This is a genomic window from Sphingobium sp. LSP13-1-1.1 (assembly GCF_040676415.1).
Lineage (GTDB): Bacteria > Pseudomonadota > Alphaproteobacteria > Sphingomonadales > Sphingomonadaceae > Sphingobium.
The window spans coordinates 365,625-386,811 of the sequence record NZ_JBEGHU010000012.1 but is presented as its reverse complement, the minus strand read 5'-3'; the positions used below and the strand labels follow the sequence as shown (position 1 = coordinate 386,811).

At 64.3% G+C, this 21,187-nt stretch carries 18 protein-coding genes; 11 read left to right on the top strand and 7 right to left on the bottom strand.

The features are described 5' to 3' along the window. Positions 1–31: 31 nt before the first annotated feature. Positions 32–3,241 (top strand): autotransporter domain-containing protein, encoded by a 3,210-nt coding sequence (locus MRBLSP13_RS09430; protein ID WP_363754133.1) that lies wholly within the window; start codon positions 32–34, stop codon positions 3,239–3,241. Between the two features lie 149 nt (positions 3,242–3,390). Here MRBLSP13_RS09430 and MRBLSP13_RS09425 read toward each other — a convergent pair whose 3' ends face one another. The 4 genes from MRBLSP13_RS09425 to gatC form a co-directional block, all read right to left on the bottom strand. Then, entirely contained in the window at positions 3,391–4,275 is an 885-nt protein-coding gene (locus MRBLSP13_RS09425; RefSeq protein WP_363754131.1) for a hypothetical protein, read from the bottom strand. A gap of 50 nt (positions 4,276–4,325) precedes the next feature. Next, positions 4,326–5,828, bottom strand: a complete 1,503-nt coding sequence (gene gatB, locus MRBLSP13_RS09420; protein ID WP_363734978.1) for an Asp-tRNA(Asn)/Glu-tRNA(Gln) amidotransferase subunit GatB — start codon at positions 5,826–5,828, stop codon at positions 4,326–4,328. 228 nt (positions 5,829–6,056) lie between these two features. Then, on the bottom strand, positions 6,057–7,559 hold the full coding sequence (gene gatA / locus MRBLSP13_RS09415; protein ID WP_363734980.1) for an Asp-tRNA(Asn)/Glu-tRNA(Gln) amidotransferase subunit GatA: 1,503 nt from the start codon (positions 7,557–7,559) through the stop codon (positions 6,057–6,059). Further along, a complete protein-coding gene (gatC, locus tag MRBLSP13_RS09410; RefSeq protein WP_133651941.1) occupies positions 7,559–7,846 on the bottom strand; it encodes an Asp-tRNA(Asn)/Glu-tRNA(Gln) amidotransferase subunit GatC in 288 nt (95 codons plus the stop codon). Before gatC ends, gatA begins: the two co-directional genes overlap by 1 nt. A 106-nt stretch (positions 7,847–7,952) precedes the next feature. Here gatC and MRBLSP13_RS09405 point away from each other — a divergent pair, with 106 nt between their 5' ends. Further along, entirely contained in the window at positions 7,953–9,071 is a 1,119-nt protein-coding gene (locus tag MRBLSP13_RS09405; RefSeq protein WP_363754129.1) for a DUF3089 domain-containing protein, read from the top strand. Positions 9,072–9,073: 2 nt separating this feature from the next. After that, a complete protein-coding gene (gene ruvX, locus MRBLSP13_RS09400) occupies positions 9,074–9,544 on the top strand; it encodes a Holliday junction resolvase RuvX (RefSeq protein ID WP_133651939.1) in 471 nt (156 codons plus the stop codon). Positions 9,545–9,568: 24 nt separating this feature from the next. Here ruvX and MRBLSP13_RS09395 read toward each other — a convergent pair whose 3' ends face one another. Continuing rightward, positions 9,569–9,970, bottom strand: a complete 402-nt coding sequence (locus MRBLSP13_RS09395) for a MerR family transcriptional regulator (RefSeq protein WP_363734984.1) — start codon at positions 9,968–9,970, stop codon at positions 9,569–9,571. Positions 9,971–10,040: 70 nt separating this feature from the next. Here MRBLSP13_RS09395 and MRBLSP13_RS09390 point away from each other — a divergent pair, with 70 nt between their 5' ends. Further along, the gene (locus MRBLSP13_RS09390) at positions 10,041–10,796 is read left to right on the top strand and encodes a glutaredoxin (RefSeq protein WP_363754126.1); all 756 of its coding nucleotides are present in this window, start codon (positions 10,041–10,043) and stop codon (positions 10,794–10,796) included. A gap of 208 nt (positions 10,797–11,004) precedes the next feature. Here the strand turns inward: MRBLSP13_RS09390 and serB are convergent, their stop codons facing one another. After that, positions 11,005–11,883 carry a phosphoserine phosphatase SerB gene (serB, locus tag MRBLSP13_RS09385; protein ID WP_363754124.1) on the bottom strand — a complete coding sequence of 293 codons (879 nt, stop codon included), beginning with the start codon at positions 11,881–11,883 and terminating at the stop codon, positions 11,005–11,007. On the opposite strand from serB, the gene miaA reads away from it, so the two are divergent. The 7 genes from miaA to leuA all read left to right on the top strand — a co-directional run bounded on the left by miaA (position 11,882) and on the right by leuA (position 19,647). Next, complete coding sequence (gene miaA, locus MRBLSP13_RS09380) at positions 11,882–12,826, top strand: tRNA (adenosine(37)-N6)-dimethylallyltransferase MiaA (RefSeq protein ID WP_363754122.1); 945 nt, start codon at positions 11,882–11,884, stop codon at positions 12,824–12,826. The two genes, serB and miaA, sit on opposite strands and share 2 nt — an antisense overlap. A gap of 100 nt (positions 12,827–12,926) precedes the next feature. Further along, complete coding sequence (locus MRBLSP13_RS09375) at positions 12,927–14,675, top strand: acetolactate synthase 3 large subunit (RefSeq protein ID WP_363754120.1); 1,749 nt, start codon at positions 12,927–12,929, stop codon at positions 14,673–14,675. A gap of 10 nt (positions 14,676–14,685) precedes the next feature. Next, the gene (locus MRBLSP13_RS09370) at positions 14,686–15,030 is read left to right on the top strand and encodes a hypothetical protein (protein ID WP_133651933.1); all 345 of its coding nucleotides are present in this window, start codon (positions 14,686–14,688) and stop codon (positions 15,028–15,030) included. Then, a complete protein-coding gene (gene ilvN / locus MRBLSP13_RS09365; RefSeq protein WP_133651932.1) occupies positions 15,030–15,545 on the top strand; it encodes an acetolactate synthase small subunit in 516 nt (171 codons plus the stop codon). Before MRBLSP13_RS09370 ends, ilvN begins: the two co-directional genes overlap by 1 nt. Before the next feature lie 251 nt (positions 15,546–15,796). Then, on the top strand, positions 15,797–16,816 hold the full coding sequence (gene ilvC, locus MRBLSP13_RS09360; RefSeq protein ID WP_133651931.1) for a ketol-acid reductoisomerase: 1,020 nt from the start codon (positions 15,797–15,799) through the stop codon (positions 16,814–16,816). Positions 16,817–17,057: 241 nt separating this feature from the next. After that, complete coding sequence (locus tag MRBLSP13_RS09355; protein WP_363734991.1) at positions 17,058–17,681, top strand: YceI family protein; 624 nt, start codon at positions 17,058–17,060, stop codon at positions 17,679–17,681. A gap of 292 nt (positions 17,682–17,973) precedes the next feature. Further along, a complete protein-coding gene (gene leuA / locus MRBLSP13_RS09350) occupies positions 17,974–19,647 on the top strand; it encodes a 2-isopropylmalate synthase (RefSeq protein ID WP_363734992.1) in 1,674 nt (557 codons plus the stop codon). A gap of 154 nt (positions 19,648–19,801) precedes the next feature. On the opposite strand, the gene MRBLSP13_RS09345 is transcribed toward leuA, so the two are convergent. Continuing rightward, complete coding sequence (locus MRBLSP13_RS09345) at positions 19,802–21,178, bottom strand: M20/M25/M40 family metallo-hydrolase (RefSeq protein ID WP_414714702.1); 1,377 nt, start codon at positions 21,176–21,178, stop codon at positions 19,802–19,804. Positions 21,179–21,187 lie beyond the last annotated feature (9 nt).

Here is a 21,187-nt window from a genome sequence, read left to right as displayed (position 1 = left end):
GACAAGAGGCGCGGCACGCAGAGGAGACATCATGCGCAATCTACTGGCCTGTACGGCCATCGCTCCCGTTCTGGCCGCTCTTGCAGTGGCCGATGCGGCGGCGGAAACCACCATAGGTTCCTCCACCACCACGGCGGTCAGGACAGCCACCGCCGCCAACGGCGCGCCCGATGACGTGACGGTCAGTTCCGCAGGATCGGTCACCCTGACCAGCGGCACCGCCATCACCCAGGACAGCAACAACAATGTCAGCAATGCAGGTACGCTGAAGATTTCGAACGCGGACGGCGCGACCGGCATTCTTTCGATCGCGGGCGTGAGCGGCAACATCAGCAACAGCGGCACGATCACCCTGGACGAGGATTATACGGCCACCGACACCGACAATGACGGCGATCTGGACGGCCCCTTCGCCAAGGGTTCGAACCGCTACGGCATCTGGGTCCAGTCCGGCGCGGCGCATATCGGCAATATCGACAGCAGCGGAACCATCACGGTGGAGGGCAACCAGTCGGCCGGGATCCGCATCGATGCGCCGCTGACCGGCAATCTGTCGACCAGCGGCTCCACCAGCGTGCTGGGCGACAATGGTTATGGCGTGCTGGCCAATGCGGTCACGGGCAATGTCACGATCCGCGGAACGACCACGGTCACGGGCGCCAACAGCATTGGCGTGGCCCTGCAGGGGGACGTGAACGGAGCGGTCAAGATCCAGGGCACGATCACCAGCACCGGCTACCGCTACACGACGCGGCCCAGTGACATTTCCAAACTGGACCCCGACGATCTGCTTCAGGGTGGATCGGCGGTGACGATCGCCGGCAATGTGACCGGCGGCGTCATCTTCGACATCCCGCCCACGCTCGACAGCACGAAACCGGACGTCGACAATGACGGGCTGCCCGACGCTACCGAAGGGTCCGCCAATATCATCACCTATGGCTCGGCCGCTGCGGTGCAGATCGGCTCGGCCACGGCGGCCACGACCATCGGCGCGGTGGCAGCCGACAGTTCCGGCTATGGCCTGATCGTCAAGGGAACGATCATCGGGCAAGGCGTCTATGATGGCGTGAACGCCAACGGCCTGGTCATTGGCGGGCTGGGCGGCAATGTCACGCTGACCAAGGGATTGCTGGTGTCGGGATCGGTCGGCGCGGTATCCTATGACAGCAATGCCACGGCCATTCGCCTGGGCAGCGGCACCATGGCGGATACCATCCAGATCGGCGGCACGGTGGGCGCGTCGGGTTCGAAACTTGCCGGCACCTCCGCCCGCGCGCTGGTGATCGATGCAGGCGCGACGAGCCGCGCCATCGTCAACAGCGGCACCATCTCCGCCAGCGCGATCAGCAGCACGGACGGCGCGGCCATCGCCATCCTCGATGCGTCGGGCACGGTGTCCTCCCTGTCCAACAGCGGCGCCATTTCGGCAACGGGGGGCAAGAGCGGATCGAACGTCGCCATCGATATGACCGCCAACAGCAGCGGCGTTACCCTGACGCAGTCGCTTGCCTCGGCGACCGCAACGGCGCCGAAGATCACCGGGGACGTGCGGCTGGGGTCGGGCAATGATGTCATGACCGTGTCGGCAGGCAGCATCGCGGGCAATGTCGACCTGGGCGGAGGCAGCAACAGCCTGGGCCTGTCCGGTTCCTCCACCCTGGCGGGCAATGTGGCCATGGGCGGAAATGGTTCCAGCCTGGCGCTCTCCGGAAGTTCGCAGATCAACGGCGGCGTGGATTTCGGCGGGGGTCCATCGACGCTGACCCTCTCCGGCACCGCTGCCCTGAACGGCGCCATCAGCAACGCCGGCAATACCGCGGTCGTCGTGAACGGCGGCATGCTCAACGCCAGTAACAATGGTCCCGTCGCGCTTGCCTCGCTCTCCGTCGGCGCATCATCCGTCATCGGCGTGACGGTCGACACCGCCAATGGCACCAATACGCTCTACAATGTCGCCGGAGCCGCAAACTTCGCCAGCGGATCGCAGGTGAAGGCGACCCTGACCCGCGTTGCCGGGTCCGAAGGCAATTATGTCATCGTCCGCGCCGGATCGCTGAACGGCACGCCTGCCCTCTCCAGCACGACGCTGATCCCCTATATGTTCAAGGGCGGCATCACCAGCAATGCGGCCACGGGGGAAGTGACCCTGTCGATCGCCGCCAAGACCGTGTCCGATCTGGGCCTGACCGGATCACAGGCGCGCGCCTATGACGCGATCTTCAACGCGCTGGACAAGGACAGCGCCTTTGCCAGCAACTATCTCGCCATTACCGACGGCGACACGCTGAAGGCCAATCTGCAGCAGATGCTGCCCGACCATGCCGGCGGCACGTTCGAGGCGGTGACCGCCGGTTCGCGCGCCACCGCCCGCATCCTGGCCGATCCGGGCGGCATCTATCGCACGGCTGACGGCAATCTGGGTTTCTGGCTGCAACAGGTCGCGTTCGGCAGCTCCAAGAGCGTGGGCGACACGGCGTCCTATGACATCAATGGATGGGGTGCGAGCCTTGGCGCGGAATATCTGACGGGGATCGGCGCGCTGGGCGCATCCATCGCCTATATTCACGGCAGCGATTCGTCCGGCAGCAACGACAATGTGGTCGATTCGGATCAGTTCGAACTGGCGGCACACTGGCGCGGCGATTTCGGGCCGTTCCAGACCTATGCCCGTGTTTCGGCCGCCCATATCGACTTTCGCGGCGGTCGCCACTTTGCATCCGGCGACCTCGTCCGCACGGCGAACGGCGACTGGTCGGGCAAGCTCTATTCGGCGACGTTGGGCGGGTCCTATGAAATGCGCTTCAATCGCTTCACCCTGCGGCCAGCGGCCGGCATCGACTATTACAGGCTGAAAGAAGGCGGCTATAGCGAAACGGGCGGCGGCGACGCGTTCGACCTGATCGTCGACAGCCGCACCAGCGACGAGCTGACCGCCAGCGGCAATGTCACCGTCGGCTACGACTTCGGCAGCCGCAACCGCGAGGATGGCTGGATGCGGTTCGAGCTGGAGGGCGGGCGTCGGCAGATCATCGGCGGATCGCTGGGCGACACGACCGCGCATTATGTCGGCGGCGAGGACTTCACCCTGATCGCGGACAAGCGCACCAGCGGCTGGACCGGGCGCGCGCGCCTGATCGGCGGCACCGAGAGTTTCCGCGTCGGCGGCGAATTCGGAGCGGAACAACAACAAAATCACGTCGCCCTGTCCCTGCGGGCGACGGTTAACTTCATCCTGTGACGTCCTAGCAGTGAATTGGCGGGCCACACCCCACAGACCCTCCGGGCCCGCCGATCCGCCATGACCTAAGCCGTCTTCCCAACGGTGTCATGGCCCTAAAGGAAGGGGCGCTGCCTTCCCCCGGCAGCGCCCCTTTTATTGTCCTGCCTTCAGGGCCGGATCGCGAAATCGAAGATTCGCGCGCCGCCCGTGCCCCCGCCCCACATGCCGGGCCCGGAGCCGGCACTGACGGAATAGAGAAAGCCATATTCGCCCGTGCCCAGATCCACCCTCGGCATGACCTTGAAGACGCCGGGCGCCACCTGCTCATAATCGAAGGCGATGCGGTCCTTGTCCATCACGCCCGATTTGGCGCCGCCCAGATTCATGCTGCCGACGCGGGTTTCGCGACGGTCCTTCTTCACGTCGAACTGGATCAGGCTGAATTCATTGGGCGAGGTGATCGCCGTCGCCGGCCCTGCCAGCCAGAGAGACGGCGCCCCTGCCTGCGACAGGCTGCGATTGGCCTCATCGAAATAGAAGTAGAAGATGGGCCGCGCCTTGCCCGAGACGATGCGGGCGCTGACATTGGGAATGACCGCCTTGATGCTGAGGGAGGCGATGCCGCCGGTGAAGGCGTAGCCCAGGATGCCGCCGGTCTTGCTCTGGTTGGAAATGGTGGGATCGATCCGGGCCATCCGGGCAGGCTGGGCGGCGTCGACCAGCATGTAGATGCCGGAGGGATGCGGCACGAGCGGATCGGGCGAGTCCGCCGACATCGCCGCCTTGGCGGAGGTGATGCCCTGCGATCCCGCCTCGATCATCGCGGCGATGACGGGGCCGGAAACGCCGCTCTTCTTGAGCGCGATCAGGTCATCGGTGGAGAGCCTGTACTGGGCGGGCGAAGCCTTGATCTTCGCGATCACGGCTTCATCCCCCAGGCCCGCCGAAACCAGCGCGACGACACTGTCATTGTTGAGCGTTTCCGCCCGCGCCGCGACGGTCGCGACGCATGCCGCGAGGCACAGCCCCGCGACGAAAATCCCCCTGTTCATATCCACCCCCCATAAAAGGCCGGCATCCCCATGCCGGCCCTAGAAACAGATCAGCCCAATGCCTTCCTGACGAGTTCATTGACGACCTGCGGATTGGCCTTGCCCTGCATGGCCTTCATCGTCTGGCCGACGAAGAAGCCGAACAGCGCCTCCTTGCCCGCCTTATATTGTTCGACCTTGTCGCCATTATCGGCAAGAACCCTGGCCACCGCCGCTTCGATCGCGCCGGTGTCGCTCGTCTGCTTCAGGCCCTTTTCCTCGACGATCTTCGGCGCGCTCTCGCCGGTTTCGAGCATGATCTCGAACACCTGCTTGGCGATGGTGCCGCTGATCGTGCCATCGGCGATGAGGGCGAGCAGTTCCGCGCCCTCTTCCGGGTTGACGGGACTTTCCTCCAGCGTCTTGCCCAGGCGGTTGAGCGCACCGTAAAGTTCCGACAGCAGCCAGTTGGCCGAAGCCTTGGCGACCTCGCCCTCGCTCTTCTTCTGGATGCGCGCGCCCTCTGCCAGCAGCGCCTCGAACCAGCGCGCGGTGTCGGCGTCGGCGGTCAGCGTGGCGGCATTATAGGCGGACAGGCCCAGCGCCTGCTCATAGCGCTGACGCTTGGCGTCGGGCAGTTCCGGCAGCGACTGGCGGCATTCCTCCAGAAAGGCGTCGTCCAGTTCCAGCGGCAACAGGTCCGGATCGGGGAAATAGCGATAGTCATGCGCGTCTTCCTTCGACCGCATGGAGCGCGTCTCATTCCGGTCCGGATCGTAGAGGCGGGTTTCCTGCACCACCTTGCCGCCGGCCTCCAGCACGTCGACCTGACGGCTGGCCTCATGTTCGACGACAGCCATGACGAAACGGACGGAATTGACGTTCTTCGTCTCGGTGCGGGTGCCAAAGGGTTCGCCCGGCTTGCGGACGGACACATTGACGTCGGCGCGCATCGACCCCTGGTCCATATTGCCGTCGCACGACCCGACATAGCGCAGGATCGTCCTGAGCTTCGACAGATAAGCGCCTGCCTCTGCGGGAGACCGCATGTCGGGCTTCGACACGATCTCCATCAGCGCCACGCCGGAACGGTTGAGGTCGACATAGGAGCGCGTCGGATGCTGGTCATGCATCAGCTTGCCGGCGTCCTGCTCGACATGGATGCGCTCGATGCCGATGGTCTTGGTGCTGCTGTCGGGGTTCTTCTCGTCCAGCGTGATCTCGATCTCACCCTCGCCCACCAGCGGGTGGTAGAGCTGGCTGATCTGGTAGCCCTGCGGCAGGTCGGCGTAGAAATAATTCTTGCGATCGAAGCGGGACCATTTGTTGATCTGCGCCCTGATCGCCATGCCGGTGCGCACCGCCTGACGGATGCACTCGCGGTTCGGCACGGGCAGCATGCCGGGCATGGCCGCGTCGACCAGGCTGACCTGCGTGTTCGGCTCCGCGCCGAAGGCCGTGGCCGCGCCGGAAAAGAGCTTCGCCTGGCTCGTCACCTGCGCATGGACTTCCAGGCCGATCACGACCTCCCACTCGCCGGTTGCGCCCTGAATGCGATAGGTTGATTCAGTCATTTCGCTTCTTGCCCATCAATTTCCGTCGGAGCGATCCGATCCCTGCTTCGACGACCCTTGCCCCACAATCTTGTCTTGGGACGATCTACGGTCGCATCCGCCGTTGCAACGCTGATCCTGCGACGCTTGGCCGGACGATCATCGTTACGTTGATATTTCTGCCTCCCTGAACTTGTGAAACAGCTCAGCATATCGACTATGCCCTCCACGAGTTCCGCGAAGTGCATCTTACCACCACTTCTCCGGCCGCGCCGTGAAGCCTGCGCGTTCCTCGATGGCGAGGCCTGCGTTCAGCACGGTCTGCTCGTCCAGCGCCTTGCCAACGATCTGCAAACCCAACGGCAGCCCTTGCGCGTCCAGCCCGCCCGGCACCGCCATGGCAGGCAGACCCGCCAGCGACGCAGGCACGGTGAAGACGTCGTTCAGATACATGGCGAGCGGATCAGCCTGCTTCTCGCCCAGCGCGAAGGAAGCGCTCGGCGCGGTGGGCGTCAGCAGCAGGTCGCACTTTTCGAAAGCCTGTTCGAAATCGCGCGCGATCAACGCCCGGACCTTCTGCGCCTGCGTATAATAGGCGTCGTAGAAGCCCGCCGACAGCACATAGGTGCCGATCATGATGCGGCGCTTGACCTCCGGCCCAAAGCCCAAGGCACGCGTCGCAGCATACATGTCCTGCAGGCCCGCCCCATCGGGCAGGTCGCGCTGGCCATAGCGCACGCCGTCATAGCGGGCGAGGTTCGAAGAAGCCTCGGCGGGCGCAATGATATAATAGGTCGGCAGCGCATATTTGGTATGCGGCAGCGACACCTCCACCACCTCGGCGCCCGCGTCCTTCAGCCATTCGATGCCGCGATCCCACATGGCGGAGATTTCCGCGTTCAGACCGTCAGGGCGATATTCCCTGGGAATGCCGACCTTCTTGCCCTTGAGATCGCTGGACAGATTGGCTTCCCACTGCGGCACAGCCAGATCGAGCGAGGTCGAATCCTTGGGATCGAAGCCCGCCATCGTCTCCAGCAGGATCGCATTGTCGCGCACCGTCCGCGCCATCGGCCCGGCCTGGTCGAGCGAGGAGGCGAAGGCCACGATGCCCCAGCGCGAGCAGCGGCCATAGGTCGGCTTGATGCCGGAAATGCCCGTGAAGGCCGCCGGCTGGCGGATCGAGCCGCCCGTGTCGGTTCCGGTCGCCGCAGGGCAGAGCCGCGCAGAGATCGCGGCGGAGGAGCCGCCCGAGGAACCGCCCGGCGCCAGCGCGGCATTGTCGCCGCCGCCGCGCCGCCAGGGCGAGATCACATTGCCGTAATAGCTTGTCTCGTTCGACGAACCCATGGCGAACTGGTCGAGATTGAGCTTGCCCAGCATGCCCGCGCCCGCGTCCCACAGCTTCTTCGATACGGTGGATTCATAGGTCGGCGTGAAGCCTTCCAGCATGTGGCTGGCAGCGGTCGTCTGCACGCCCTCTGTGCAGAAGAGGTCCTTCATGCCGATCGGCACGCCCGAAAGCGGCTTCAAAGCCTCGCCCGCAGCCTTCGCCCTGTCGGCGGCGTCGGCGGCCTCCAGGGCCTTTTCCGGGGTCTCGACGATGAAGGCATTCAGCGCCTTGGCGGCGGCGACATTGGCGTTGAACGCCTCTGCCACTTCGCGCGCGGAAAAGTCACCGCCACGGAAGCCGTCGCGGATTTCCGCCACCGTCAGATCGGTCAGCGCGCTTTTGTCTGTAGGATTTGACATTATTCGATCACCTTGGGCACCGCGAAGAAGCCATGTTCGGCCTGCGGCGCATTGGCCAGCACCCGGTCGCGGACATTGCCGTCGGTGACGACATCCTCGCGCAGGCGCAGCGTGTTGGGAATGACGGCGGTCATCGGCTCCACGCCGGTCACGTCCACCTCGCCCAGTTGCTCCACCCAGCCAAGGATGTTGTTGAGTTCGGGCACCATCGCCTCGGCTTCGGCATCCGTCACCGAAATGCGCGAAAGGCTGGCGATCTTCTTTACGGTCTGAAGGTCTATCGACATGCGCCGCCGCTACCATCGGCACCTTCATGCTTCAAGTCCTTGCGCGCATGTTGCGCTTGCGCCAGACAGGAAAGCATCTGCACAGCATCCCGATGGAGAGCGCCGATTGGCCCGCAAATTCCTCTATGTCGTAGCCGGCCTGATCGTGCTGGTCATCGCGGCATTGCTGGCCTATCGCATCTGGGGCATGCAGATGATCCGGGCGGTCATGGTCCCGCGGGAGGCCTTTGCGCAGATTCAGCCCCTGCCGGCCAACGCCTATGACGATGCCGGCATGTGGATCGCGCGGCCCGACATCAGGAAGGACAATCCCGCCGCCTGGCTGCCGGAGGGGGTGAAGGACGCGCCCGCCAGCGACAAGGCTGCGGTCTTCTTCATCCACCCGACATCCTACATCACGACGCTGGGCGACGCGCATTGGAACATGCACCTGGACGACCAGGATTCGCTCACGACGGCGCGGCGCTTCGTGCAGAATCAAGCGAGCGCCTTCAACGCGGTGGGCGCCATCTGGGCGCCGCGCTACCGCCAGGCCAATTATGGCGCCTTCCTGACCAACAAGCCCGCGGGCGACCAGTCGCTCGCCGCAGCCTATCGCGACGTCGCCCAGGCCTTTGCCGCCTTTCTCAAGGCCAATCCGCAGGGGCCGCTGATCCTCGCCGCGCATAGCCAGGGTTCGTTCCATCTGCTGAGGCTGCTGCGCGAGCAGGTAGCGGGAAAGCCGGTCGCTGACCGCATCGCCGCCGTCTATGCCGTGGGCTGGCCGATTTCGGTCGAGGCCGACCTGCCGGCGCTTGGCCTTCCCGCATGCGCGCGGCGGCAGCAGTCGCATTGCATCGTGAGTTGGCAAAGCTATGCCGAACCGGCCGATCCATCGGCCGCGATCGAGAGTTTCGAGCGCAAGCCCAGCTTCACCGGTCGGCCGCACAAGGGCACGCATATGCTCTGCACCAACCCGATCACCGGCGCCTTCAACGGCGCGGCCCCCGCCAGCGCCAATCGCGGCACGCTGGATGCGCGGGACGCGGGCAAGCCCACCCGGCTGGTCGCCGGCGTCGTCCCGGCGCGCTGCGACACCAGTGGCGTGCTGATGATCGGGGAACCGGTGGACATGGGCCCGTTCACCTTGCCGGGCAATAATTATCACGTCTATGACTATGCGCTGTTCTGGGCCGATGTGCGCGAGGATGCGAAACAGCGGCTGGCCGCCTTTCTGAAGAAGTAAACATGTCCATTGTCACTGCCGACCGCGCGGTTTTCCGCGAAGCCCTGCCCCATGGCGGCCGCCTGATCGGGCTGGATGTCGGCACCAAGACCATCGGCCTTGCGCTCTGCGATGCGGAATGGTCCATCGCCAGCCCGGCCCATACGGTCAGCCGCGGCAAGTTCACCAAGGACAAGATCGCGCTGGCGGCTTTCATGGAGCAGCAGTTGGTGAGGGGCGTCGTGATCGGCCTGCCGCTCAACCTGGACGGCAGCGAATCCCCGCGCAGTCAGGCCAGCCGTGCCTTTGCCCGCAACATCGCGGACCTGGGCCTGCCGATCCTGCTGTGGGACGAGCGCTGGTCGACGCAGGCGGTGACGCGGACGCTGCTGGAGGCGGATGCCAGCCGTGCGCGGCGGGAGGAATTGGTGGACAAGCTCGCCGCGAGCTATATTTTGCAGGGCGCGATCGACGGGCTGATGTCCGGGTTCTGACGCCCTGCCCTACTCCTCCAAGCCCTACTCTTCGAAGGCGGAGATGATCGGGCAAGGCCCCTCCCGGGAGGCATGGCAGGCGCCGGCCAGCCGCCGCAGACTGTCCCTTGCCGCTTCCAGTTCCGCGATCTTCCTGTCCAGCGCCGCCAGCCGCTCCGCCGCCAGTTCACGCGCCCGTGCGCGATCCTGACCGGCGTCCAGCCGCAGCAACTCACCGATCTGATCCAGGGTGAAGCCGGCCGCCTGTGCCGCGCGGATGAACTTCAAACGCCGCACATCGTCCTCGCCATAGCGTCGCACGCCACCGGCAAGGCCGCCGCCCTCCGGCCGGTCGGGCGTGTCCAGCAGGCCGCGCCGCTGATAAAAGCGTATGGTCTCGACGCCCACGCCGCCCGCGCGCGCCAGACCGGAAATCGTCATCACCATGCTTGACTCCGGACCATGGTACGGACCCCATATGGGATGCGAAGCGAAACTCTCAAGAGAAAGCGATGCGATGACCACAGCCGCCGCCGAAGCTCCGCGCAAAGCAGAGCTTTATCGCATGGTGATGCCCGACCACATCTGCCCCTTCGGCCTCAAGGCCCGCTGGCTGCTGAAGCGAAAAGGCTATGCTGTCGATGATCACTGGCTCACCAGCCGTGCCGAAACCGACGCCTTCAAGGCCGCGCACGATGTCGCGACGACGCCGCAGATCTTCATCGACGGGCAAAGGATCGGCGGCCATGACGACCTTCGCCGTTTTTTCGGCCTGAAGGTCGCCGACCCGCAGGCAAAAAGCTATACGCCCGTCCTCGTCGTCTTCGCGGTGGCGGGCCTGCTCGCGCTCGTGACCAACTGGCTGACCGCCCTGCCCCTGCTCGGCATCATGACTGCGGAACGCTTCATCGCGATCGCCATGATGCTGCTCGCCATGCTGAAATTGCAGGATGTGGATCGCTTTGCGACGATGTTCCTGAACTACGACCTGCTTGCCCGCCGCCTTGTCCCCTATGGATATGTCTATCCGTTCCTTGAACTGGGCGCAGGCACGCTGATGCTGGCGCGAGCGCTCGACTGGCTGTCGATCCCCTTGGCGCTGTTCATCGGCGGGATCGGCGCGGTTTCGGTGTTCAAGGCGGTCTATCTCGAAAAGCGCGAACTCAAATGCGCCTGCGTCGGCGGCAGCAGCAATGTGCCGCTGGGCTTCGTGTCCCTGACGGAAAATGTCATGATGGTAGCCATGGCGCTGTGGATGCTGGCCGCGCATTGAGCAAAAACGAAGAATAGAGCGATTTCCAAGCGATCGGAACCGATCGCTGGTCAAGAAATCGCGAAAAACAAGGAATCTGGAGCGGCGATCTGATTCAATCAGATCGAAACCCGCTCTAGTGCTCGATCGGCGCTCAACCGTGCGGTGGCGGATCAGAGGACTTCTGATGAGGCCCTGCCTCTGCCTTCGCTCCAGGATATCGAGGCGATCAGGCCTCTACCCACTCGGCCGAAGCGATGCCCTGCGCATAGAGCAGCACGGAGAGGTCGCCATGCACGATTTCGGCCGCCGCCGCTTCCCGCGTCCTGGGCTTGGCATGATAGGCGACGCCCAGCCCGGCCCCCTGGATCATCGGTATATCATTGGCGCCGTCGCCCACGGCGAGCGTCAGCGGCCGATCGATCCCGTCGTTGATCGCCGCCTCCAGCTCCATCCGTTTGCGCGCAGCGTCCACGATCGGAAGCGTCACCGTGCCCAGCAGGGCGCCGTTGGCGATCTCCAGCACATTGGCGACGGCGTCGTCGAAGCCAATCTCCTCCGCCACCGGGCCAGTGAAGCGCGTGAACCCGCCCGACACGAGCAGCGTCCTTGCCCCCCTCTGCTTCATCGTGCGCACCAGCGCTTTTGCGCCCGGCATGATCTTCACCCGCTCGGTCCGGCATTGGTCGATGGCCGCGTCCGCCAGTCCCTTGAGCAGGGCGACCCGCTCATGCAGCGCGCCGGCAAAGTCGAGTTCGCCGCGCATTGCCCGCTCCGTAATCTCCGCGATCTGCGCCTTGATCCCGGCATAGTCGGCCAGTTCGTCAATGCATTCGACGGTGATCATGGTGGAGTCCATGTCCGCGATCAGCAGCTTCTTCTCACGCCCCTCGGCGGGCTGGACGATCACGTCCGCCCGCTCGCCAACCCCGGTGAGCGCAGCGCGCGCGGCAATCGGATCAAGGCCGAAGAAGATGTCGGCCGCCTTGCCCTCGTCCAGCCACTTGCTATCGACAGGCGCGCAACCCACCGTGGCGAGCCGGCCGGCCGCCTCGGCAATATCCTCCTGACTCAAGGCACCACTTGCCACTAAGGTCGCAACGAACATGGAAACTCCTGACTCAAGGATGGGCGAATCCCGCCCGCGCGTCGCGCTTATTGCCGGGCCAACCGCCAGCGGCAAGAGTGCGCTCGCGGTTCGGCTGGCCCGGATGGCGAACGGCATCGTCATCAATGCGGACGCGAGCCAGGTCTATGCCGACCTTCGGATCCTTTCGGCCCGGCCGGACGAGGAGGAAATGGCGGGCGTTCCACATCGGCTGTTCGGCCATATCGACGGCGCGGAAGCCTGCACCGCCGCGCGCTGGGCGGCTGAGGCGCGCGACGAGATCGGCAAGGCGCATGCGGCGGGGTGCCTGCCCATATTGGTGGGCGGCACCGGCCTTTATCTGCGCACCCTGCTGGACGGTATCGCCCCGGTGCCGGACATCGATCCTGCCATACGCGCTGCCGTGCGCGCTATGCCGGTCGCCGAGGCGCATGCCGCGCTGGCAAGGGAGGATCCCGAGGCGGCCGCCCGTCTCGCCGCCGCGGACACCACTCGCGTCGGCCGCGCGCTGGAGGTGGTGCGATCGACCGGCAAGCCCCTGTCAGAATGGCAACGGCACAAGAGCGGCGGCATAGGCAGGGACATCGCCCTGGCGCCCATGGTCCTGCTGCCCCCGCGCGACTGGCTGATCGACCGCTGCGACCTGCGGTTCGGGCAGATGGTGGACCATGGCGCCGTCGGGGAGGTGGAGGCGCTGCTGGCGCGCAAGCTTTCGGCCGAGCTTCCCGTCATGCGGGCCATCGGCGTCCCGGAGATCGCGGCCTGGCTGGCGGGGGAAATCGACCGCGAAACCATGGTCGAGCGCGGCCGGATCGCGACGCGACAATATGCGAAGCGGCAATATACCTGGTTTTCCCGCCAGCCTCCCGCCGATTGGCCCCGCATCGCCGCGATCATTGATAATCATTTAATGGATGAATTAGTAATAAAATTACAACAATAACTATTGACTAGCCATTTTATGTCCAATAGACGCAGCCGCCTTGCCATCGCTCCGCTTCTGGAGCAGAGGGCGCAACATTTATCCGACGGAAGGATCTATCGTGGCCGAAAAGAGCGGCGCGGACATATTGGTTGAGTGCCTGATCGACCTGGGGGTCGAAGTCGTGTTCGGTTATCCGGGCGGCGCGGTGCTGCCCATCTATGACGCACTCTACAATCATCCGAAGATCCGCCACGTTCTCGTTCGCCACGAACAGGGCGCAACCCACATGGCGGAGGGTTATGCCCGCTCCACCGGCAAGCCCGGCGTTGTCCTCGTCACCTCCGGCCCCGGCGCGACCAATGCGGTCACCGGCATCACCGATGCGCTGATGGATTCGATCCCGATGGTCGTCATCACCGGCCAGGTTCCGACGCAGCTCATCGGCACGGACGCTTTCCAGGAAGCGGATACGGTCGGCATCACCCGCCACTGCACCAAGCACAATTATCTGGTGAAATCGCCCGGCAAGCTGGCGAGCGTCGTCCATGAGGCGTTCCATATCGCCACCACCGGCCGGCCCGGCCCGGTCGTCATCGACATTCCGAAGAATGTCCAGATCGCGACCGCGCCATACCGGAAGCCGGAGAGTTTCGAACATGCCAGCTATCGCCCGCAGACCAAGGCGGACCCGGTCGCGATCGCGAGCGCGGTGGAGATGCTGGCGGCTGCCGAGCGTCCGATCTTCTACACCGGGGGCGGCGTCGTCAATTCCGGTCCCGAAGCATCGACCCTGCTGCGCGAGATCGCGGCGCTGACCGGCGCGCCCGTCACCTCGACGCTGATGGGCCTGGGCGCCTTCCCCGCTTCGTCCCCGCAATGGCTGGGAATGCTGGGCATGCACGGCACCTATGAAGCCAATTGGGCGATGAACAAGGCGGACCTGATCCTTTGCGTCGGCGCCCGTTTCGACGACCGCGTGACCGGGCGGCTGGACGCGTTCGCGCCGCATTCCAAGAAGATCCATATCGATATCGACCGCAGTTCCATCAACAAGACCGTCGAGGTCGACCTTCCCATCATCGCGGACGTCGGCAGTGCCCTGGCGGACATGATCGCCCTCTGGAAGGAACGCGGGCACAAGGCCGCCGATCTGGGCGAATGGTGGGCACGGATCGACGGCTGGCGCGCCCGCAACAGCCTCGCCTATCCGGAAAGCCGGGAAGAGATCATGCCGCAGGAGGCGATCGCCCAGCTCTACAAGGCTTCGCGGTCGGCGAAGGATGTCATCATCACCACCGAAGTCGGCCAGCATCAGATGTGGGCGGCCCAGCATTTCGGTTTCGACGCGCCGAACAAGTGGCTGACATCCGGCGGCCTGGGCACCATGGGCTACGGCTTCCCGGCCGCCATCGGCGCGCAGGTGGGCAACCCGGACAGTCTGGTCGTCTGTGTTGCCGGCGATGCTTCCATCCAGATGAACATCCAGGAGATGGGGACGGCCAGCCAGTATCGCCTGCCGGTCAAGATATTCATCCTCAACAATGAATATATGGGCATGGTTCGCCAGTGGCAGGAACTGACCTATGAAAGCCGCTATTCCAACAGCTATTCCGACAGCCTGCCCGACTTCGTGAAGCTGGCCGAGGCCTATGGCTGGACCGGCATCCGCATTGAGGGGCCGCAGGAACTGGCGGCGGGCATTGCCCAGATGATCGACACGCCCGGCCCGGTGATCGTGGACTGCCGCGTGGCGAAGCTCAGCAACTGCTTCCCGATGATCCCGTCGGGCGCGGCACATACCGACATGCTGCTCGACCCCAGCCAGGTCGAGGGCATCATGTCGGACGAGGCGAAGGCGCTGGTGTGAGTATGGCGGCGTGACGCAGCATCTGAAGCTCCGCATCCATGTCAGCGAACCCTTCGATTTCGAAAGGATCGCGGGCACGCCGGACCTCACGGGCTGGACGGTGGACCATGCCGATCCGGAAAATGAGGATTGGGAAGTCCATCTGGACGCGGGTTTCGATTTTCATGAGCGCCATATCGGCCGCCTGCTGGTCAGCCCCCGCTATGTGGGCGAGCATCTGGCGCGGATGTTCGACGCGATCGCGGGCTTCCCGGTACGGATGGCCCATCGCGACGATGGCGCATGGCACTACGCCTTCACGGGCATGATTTCAGAGCGCCATGAGCGCGAAGAACCGGATAACGGAAACATCTGATGCACATTCAGGAAGAGATTAGCGAGCGGCATGTCCTGTCGCTGACGGTTTCGAACGAGGCGGGCATATTGGCGCGCATCGCGGGCCTGTTCACCGCGCGTGGCTATAATATCGACAGCCTGACCGTGGCGGACATCACCCCCGATCATGCGATCAGCCGCATCACCATCGTCACCAGCGGCCCGCCCAAGGTGATTGACCAGATCATTGCCCAGCTCGAACGGCTGGTGCCGGTGCACAAGGTGACCGACCTCACCGACAACGGCCCCTTCGTCGAGCGCGAACTGGCGCTGGTCAAGGTCGCCGGCGTGGGAGAGGACCGGATCGAGGCGCTTCGCCTGGCCGATGTCTTCCGTGCCAAGGTGGTCGACACCACCATAGAGAGCTTCATCTTCGAGATCACCGGCACGACCGACAAGATCGACAATTTCATCGGCCTGATGCGGCAGATCGGGCTGGTCGAGGTTGGCCGCACGGGCGTCGTCGGCCTGATCCGTGGCAAGGAGCCAAACTAAAGCATCGTGCGCGGTTTTTTACGCCCAGGGATGCGACAACAGACAACTGGGGCGCGGCGCGCTCCAAATAGATTAGCCCCTCTCCCGCCGGGAGAGGGAGGGGCCCATGCGAAGCATGGGAGGGTGAGGGTGAGATCAGCACATCCCCGCCCGGTGGTTCCCCCTCACCAACTCCGACTGGGGCCATGGGGTCCAAGTCTTCGTATCCTCTCCCTCCAGGGAGAGGGTTAGGATATGAAAAGGAACGTCAAATGAAGGTTTATTACGATCGCGATGCCGATATCGGCCTGGTCAAGGGCAAGAAGGTCGCCATCCTGGGTTATGGCAGCCAGGGCCACGCCCATGCGCAGAACCTGCGCGATTCCGGCGTTGCCGAAATCGCCATCGCGCTGCGCCCCGGTTCGCCCAGCGCGACGAAGGCTGAAGGCGCGGGCTTCAAGGTGCTGCCCAACGCCGAAGCGGCTGCCTGGGCCGACATACTCATGATCCTGGCGCCCGACGAGCATCAGGCCGCCGTCTATGCCGCGGACATCCACGCCAATCTGCGTCCTGGCGCGGCGCTGGCCTTCGCGCACGGCCTCAATGTCCATTTCGGCCTGATCGAGCCGCGCAAGGACGTGGACGTCATCATGATCGCGCCCAAGGGCCCGGGCCACACCGTCCGCGGCGAATATCTGCGCGGCGGCGGCGTGCCCTGCCTGATCGCCGTTCATCAGGACGCGACCGGCAATGCCCATGACATCGCCCTTTCCTATGCCTCGGGCGTTGGCGGCGGCCGTTCCGGCATCATCGAAACCAACTTCCGCGAGGAATGCGAAACCGACCTGTTCGGCGAGCAGGCCGTGCTTTGCGGCGGCACCACCGCGCTGGTCCAGGCCGGTTTCGAAACGCTGGTCGAAGCGGGCTATTCTCCCGAAATGGCTTATTTCGAATGCCTCCACGAACTGAAGCTGATCGTCGACCTGATGTATGAGGGCGGGATCGCCACCATGCGCTACTCGATCTCGAACACCGCCGAATATGGCGACATCAAGACCGGCCCGCGCATCATCACCGAGGAAACGAAGAAGGAAATGAAGCGCGTCCTGGCCGACATCCAGTCGGGCCGCTTCGTCAAGGACTTCGTGCTCGACAACCGCGCCGGCCAGCCCGAACTCAAGATGAGCCGCGTCATCGCGCAGCGCCATCCGATCGAGGAAACCGGCGCCAAGCTGCGCGCCATGATGCCCTGGATCAGCGCCAACAAGCTGGTGGACAAGGACAAGAACTAAGGCATCGTGCGCAAAAGTGGGAACCGATTTTGCGCTTGAAACGATGCTGCAACAGAAAGCTGGAGCGCGCGGCCTGCGTCAGATTTGACGCAGCGCGCTCCAAGCCCCGTCCGCCATTCCGACAGCGGGATGGCAGGTAGACGATCCGGTAACCCTTTGTTTCCGGTTACGGCTCTGGAACAATCGAGGGACGTCGCTTATCGTAGCGGCGTCCCTTGATCGCTTCTGGAGATTGTCCTTCATGCGTAAATATCTGATCCCCGCCGCCGCCCTTCTCGCCGTGGCCGGCGGCAGCGCCGTCATCGCCCAGCAGATGCCGCCCGCCCCCGGCGCGAAGGATGCCACCCGCGTGACCGGCGGCACCTATACGATCGACCCGGGCCACACCCAGATCCTCTTCGCCTATGACCATATGGGCTTCACCAACAATCTGGGCGTCATTGCCGGACCGAGCGGCACGCTGACGCTCGATCCCAAAAATCCCGCAGCGGCCAAGGTTTCGGTCGAAGTTCCGGTGGCGAACCTCAAGACCGGCATCGCTGAACTCGACGCGCATCTGATGAAGCCCGACTTCTTCGATTCCGAAAAATTCGCCAAGGCGACCTTCGTGTCGACCGGGGTAAAGGTGCAGGGCACCTCGGCGGAGATCAGCGGCAACCTGACCATCAAGGGCATCACCAAGCCGGTGACGCTGGACACCGAATTCTACGGCGCGGGCAAGGGGCCGGCGCAGATGGGCGGCAAGGAGAATGTCGGCTTCATCGCCACCACCGCGATCAAGCGCAGTGATTTCGGCATGGGCTATGGCGTGCCGATGGTCGGCGATGCGGTGGAACTGAAGATCGTCGCCGCTTTTCAAAAATAAGCGTTGGCCAGAAATAAACACTGGCCAGCAATAAACATAGTACGCTTGCCCCCTCCCGCCGACGGACGGGGCAAGCGCCTGCCCCTTGCGCTCGCCGGCCGATTCAGGCTATGGCGTGTCCATCATGCAGCGCGCGCTTCTTCCCCTGCTACGACTTACACGCCCTTAGGCGTGGTATTTGTGCTGCTCTTCGCTTGAATGACGCGGCAATCCGCCTAAGGGCATAATCAAGCAGATAGTCGTACCACCGGGCAGGCTGCGGTCGCCCGTATGCAGAGAAGCCATTTTCGTCATGATGCTGACTGATCCCTCGCTGAAATACCGCCCCTTCCCCCAGGTGGACCTGCCCAACCGTCAGTGGCCGGGCGCCGTCATCACCTCGCCCCCGCGCTGGCTGTCGACCGACATGCGCGACGGCAACCAGTCACTGATCGATCCCATGAACGCCGAAAAGAAGCGCCGCTTCTTCGACCTGCTGGTCAAGGTGGGCGTCAAGGAGATCGAGGTCGGCTTCCCCAGCGCAGGCGCGACGGAGTTCGACTTCATATCGGGCCTGGTCCGCGAGGGCGCGATCCCCGATGACGTCTTCCCCCAGGTGCTCACGCAGGCGCGCGAAGACCTGATCGCCACCACCTTCGAATCCCTGCGCGGCGCGAAAAAGGCCATCGTCCACGTCTACAACGCCGTATCCCCGGCCTGGCGCAACATCGTGTTCCAGATGGACCGTCCGCAGATCCGGGAAATCGCGATCAATGCGGCCAAGCTGCTGCGCGACAATGCGGCCAGGCAGCCCGATACCGACTGGCATTTTGAATATTCGCCCGAAACCTTCTCCACGGCCGAACTGGATTTCAGCCTGGAATGTTGCGAGGCCGTGATGGAAATCCTGCGGCCTACGCCCGATCGCCCGCTGATCCTGAACCTGCCCGCCACGGTCGAGGCGGCGACGCCTAATATCTACGCCGACCAGATCGAGTGGATCTGCCGCCATATCAGCAAGCGCGACAGCGTCGTCATTTCACTGCACACCCATAATGACCGGGGCACCGGCGTGGCGGCGGCGGAACTGGGCCTGATGGCGGGCGCCGACCGCGTCGAGGGTTGCCTGTTCGGCAATGGCGAACGTACCGGAAATTGTGACCTGGTGACTGTGGCGCTCAACATGTACACGCAGGGCATCAATCCGGGGCTGGACTTTTCCGATATCGACGAGGTGATCCAGACCGTCGAATATTGCAACCAGCTGCCCGTCCACCCGCGCCATCCCTATGCCGGCGAACTGGTGTTCACCGCCTTTTCCGGCAGTCATCAGGACGCGATCAAAAAGGGTTTCGCCGCGCAGGAAGCGCGCAACGACCAGATCTGGGACGTGCCCTATCTGCCGATCGACCCCAAGGATCTGGGCCGCGATTACGAGGCGGTGATCCGCGTCAATTCGCAGTCGGGCAAGGGCGGCGTCGCATGGGTGCTGCAACAGGACAAGGGGCTGAAGCTGCCCAAGCGGATGCAGGCCGATTTTTCCAAGGTCGTTCAGTCGCTGGCAGACGAAAGCAGCCGCGAATTGAATGCCGGCGACATCTGGGCCGCGTTCGAGGATCATTACCGCCTGTCGGGCGAGCAGCCCTACAGGTTGATCGACTATAATGAGACCGGCCATGCGGGCGACCGCATCTTCACCGGCAAGATCGCGCACAAGGGAGGCGAGCGATCGATTTCCGGGCGCGGCAATGGCCTGATCTCCTCCGTGCTGGCGGCGCTGCGGGACGAATTGGGCGTCGATCTGGAGGTCGCCGACTATAGCGAGCATGCCATCGGCGCCGGTACGGATGTCGCGGCGGCCGCCTATGTCGAATGCCGCACCCCGGACGGCCGGACGATCTTCGGCATCGGCACGGATACCGACGTGGCTACGGCTTCGGTCCAGGCCGTGCTTTCAGCCGCCAACAGCGTTGCGGTGGGGCGCTAAGGGGCCTCACCATCCGCATGGCCAGCGGAAGGGATGGATTAGAGTGATTTCCAAGCGATCGGCACCGATCGCTGGTTAAGAAATCGCGGAAAACAAGGAAGCCAGAGCAGCGATCTGATTCAATCAGATCGAAACCCGCTCTGGTGGAAGGCTGCTATTGGGCGAGGGCCTTCACCATCCGCTCCCACTGATCGAGCGCCTGCGGAATTCCCGCCACCGGCACGCGCTCGTTCAGCCCATGGGCAAAGCCGTCCTCGCCCCGCTGGAACAGGCTGGATACACCATAGCTCGGCACGCCGAGCGCCCGGAAATAGAGGCTGTCCGTCGCTCCCGCCGACATGGAGGGGATGACCGGAATGTGAGGGTAGCGGGCCGACACCGCTGCCTTCACCGCCTTCAGCACATCCTCCCGCAGGGGTGAGGCGTCGCTCGCCTGCGTGTGGTCCAGCGTGGTGATGGTCGCGCCGGGATCATCTATGGCCTGCGTCAGTTCCGCCTTCACGACTTCGACGGCGAGGCCCGGAAAGATGCGGCAGTTCACATCGACCTTCGCACTTTGCGGCAGGGCGTTTCGCGCATGGCCCGCCTGCGCCATGGTGGCGACGCAGGTCGTCCGCACCTGCCCCACAAATTCGGGATAATCGGACAGCAGGTCCGCCGCTTTCGGGTCGCCTGTCTCGGCATAGCGCCGCATCGCCGCGCCAACCGCGCCGCCGATCCTGTCCGCCGAAAGAGCCAATGATGCCCTGGTGAGTTCATTGCGCATCGGCGCGAAGCGATAGGCGGCGATCCGGTCGATCGCCCGCGCTAGGCGATAGATCGGATTGCCGGGCGTGGGCGCGCTGCTGTGACCGCCTGCATCGGTGAAGGCGATCTCGAAATCCGCATAGCTCTTTTCGCCGGCCTGCAACTGGTAGAGCACAGCCTGTCCATCCTCGTCCAGCAACCCGCCGCCGCCGTCCCCGTTCAGCAGCATTTCGGCATGCTTATATTTCTCCGCCAGTGCGCGGCTGGTGCGCATATGGCTTTCCTCGTCGCCAGACAGAAGGAGGGTGACCGTCCGGCGCGGCCGCCACCCGGACTTGCGCAAACCAGCCAGCGTCGCCACCATCATGGCGACGTCATATTTATTGTCCTCCGCGCCCCGTCCGAAAATATAGCCATCCTCCTCGACCGGCACGAAGGGGTCGCGCGCCCAGTCCGCCGGATCGGCGGCCACCACATCCATATGGCCGATCAGCAGCAGGGGGCTGAGCTGAGGATCGCTGCCCCGGATGGTCGCGGCAAGGCTGGCCGTCTCGCCCAGCGGGGTGATCTCCACGTCGCCTGCCACAAAACCCGCCCGCTGCAGCACCGATGCATAATAAGCGGCGAGGCGGGGAACCTGACCCTCCCCCTCCACCGTGCGGAAAGCGATGGACCTGACCAGCATATCCTTGGCCAATGCCGGATCTCCGGCGGCCTGCGCGGCCGGCGGCAGGAACAGGACCGGCGCGGTGAGAGCCGTCAGAACCGCCCACCATTTCCTCAAATCGCATCT